Source organism: Brachyspira pilosicoli, assembly GCF_019402445.1.
In the GTDB taxonomy this organism is placed as follows: Bacteria; Spirochaetota; Brachyspiria; order Brachyspirales; family Brachyspiraceae; genus Brachyspira; species Brachyspira pilosicoli_B.
Genome location: NZ_SRZM01000442.1, coordinates 1 through 2371 on the forward strand (window position 1 = coordinate 1; position 2371 = coordinate 2371).

Consider the following 2371-nt stretch of genomic DNA (forward strand, 5'->3'; position numbering starts at 1 on the left):
AGAAGTGGGGGTGTGGGGGCTAGTCCCCACCAACAATGAAAATAAGAAAATAATTTTTGAAAAATATAGTTGTTTGGGCATATATAAAAAGTAATAAATTTTCTATATAATTTAGTTTTACATAAAAATAATCATTATATCAAATTTATTTATTAATTACTTTATCTAAATCTTCTTTTATACTCAAAGCCATTTTGTCATCGAAACTTGAAAATGAATTCTTTGTGTATAATATGTTCTTGTCTCTGTCAATTACTATTATCCAAGGAAGCCATTTAACATTATACTCATCAGAAATATTTTTGTATTTATCAACATCAACTTCGGTGAAAATAAAATTATCATCTATGAATTTTTTAAGCTCTTCATTTACGAATACTTTCTCTTTAAGCTCATAACAATTTGCACACCAAACAGCAGAGAAATCTATTAGTATTGGTTTGTTATTTTGTTTTGAAAGCTCTAATGCTTCATTGTATGATACAAGATTTGAAACTTCACCTTTTTGTTTTATAATTCCATAAATAGAGCCTAATGCTATAGATATTATAAGCACAGAAACAAATATTTTTTTCTCTAATGAACTCAACATTGCAGTTTTATTTTTTATTATGTAAACTAGTATAGCAAATACTAATATTGTGGCAGATGCTAATATATAACTTATTTTATTAAATCCTAAAACACCAAAAAGTATATTAGCATAATAGAAACTTATTATCATCATTAGAAAAGTGAAAATATATTTAACATATACCATCCAAGTTCCCGCTTTAGGCATTTTTGTAAGTATTGAAGCAAATGTACCAAGAACAAATAATACAGAAGCAAAACCCAAAGCATAAACAGCCATATAAAGAGTAGCAAATACAGGATTAAGAAAACCTATTTCTAATATAACCGCTATTATAGGAGCAGCACAAGGAGTAGCAACTATTCCAGCAAGAAGCCCCATTATATATTTATGGAATATTGATTGATTTTTTTTAGCGTATGCATTTGTTTTAGCAGACTGTAAAAATGAAGGAGCTTTAATCTCATAAAATCCAGCCATTGAAAATGTAAAGTATAAGAATAGTAATACCAATACAGTTAAAACAATAGGATTATACCCAATACTTCCAAATAGTATAGTTTTATGAAAAGCAAACCCGGCCACAGAAACTATAGCACCTAAAAGAGTGTATGTTGTGATTACTCCTAATGCAAATAAAAGCGAAGCTAATACACTTGATTTTTTATTATTTTTATTATCACTTGTAGTTCCTAAAATAGACACTGTAATTGAGAGTAGAGGATAAGTACAAGGTAAAAGCACAGATGCAAGTCCTGCGGCAAATATTAAAATCAATGTTATAAATATATTATTGCTTCCTTTAATATAGTTTTCTATAGAACTTGCATTCTCTGGTTTTTCATCTGTTATATTAGCATTTGGTATATCAATTTCTTCGCCGTATATTATTTTACTTTGAGGCTGTAAGCATACATTGTCTTTTGCTGAGCATAATTGATAGGTTGTTTTGATAAAGTTAATTTTATTTATATCAATATCATTTAATATAAACTCTTGTTCACCTTTTATTATAGTATCATCATGATACTTTTCACCTTCTGGATAAGTTGTATTTATTTCTTTGTTGTCTGCAAAGAATAATATTTTATTTGCTATTTTTGATTCTAAATATGCATAATAACCGTCTGGAATATTTGCTTTTACTATAATTTTATTGTTATTAGTTGATAGGCTAAAATTAATTATAGCTTCTGTGTTTTTATTAAGTAAACTGTTGAAACTCTGACTATAAGCGGTTAAACTAAAAATTATAAACAAAAAAATATATATCTTTCTCATGCTCTCTCCATAAAATTAATATACATAAAATAAAATAATTGTCAATTTAAGAATTATAAAAAAGAACTGAAAACTATTTTTTTAAAGCATTATTAAGTGCTGAATATCCAGCATATGTAAGATTGTTTATTTTAGTAAAACCTAATTTATACATACGCATACAAGCATAAGAAGACCTAGAGCCGCTTGCACAGTAAACTATATATTCTTTATCTTTATCTAGTTTAGACATTTTATTGTCAAAACTGCTGTCATCTAAAGCTATGTTTATACTGTTTTTTATGTATCCGCTATATTGCACTTCCTGATAACTTCTTACGTCTATTAAACCTATATTTTTATTATTTTTATATAGTTCTATAGCTTCACTAAGTTTTATGTTTTTATATTTACCTTTGCTCATGATATTGAATATCATTTTCTTCACAAAAGTTATTATTACAAAAAATACTATTAATAATATAATTAATGATAATGTATTATTCATTTTTTTAATATACCCTCTATATGTATGAT

General features: G+C 26.2%; 2 protein-coding genes. Both read right to left on the reverse strand.

Annotation, left to right across the window (positions count from 1 at the left end):
* Window positions 1–145 precede the first annotated feature (145 nt).
* Entirely contained in the window at window positions 146–1855 is a 1710-nt protein-coding gene (locus tag E6A48_RS11740) for a protein-disulfide reductase DsbD family protein (RefSeq protein WP_219710488.1), read from the reverse strand.
* Between the two features lie 73 nt (window positions 1856–1928).
* Window positions 1929–2371 (reverse strand): rhodanese-like domain-containing protein (locus tag E6A48_RS11745; RefSeq protein WP_258018621.1); only part of this gene is annotated, 443 nt, incomplete at its 5' end.

What these genes read in the sequence shown, in the direction of transcription:
- E6A48_RS11740 (WP_219710488.1), bottom strand. Translation starts at nt 1,855, where the DNA reads ATGAGAAAGATATATATTTTTTTGTTTATAATTTTTAGTTTAACCGCT.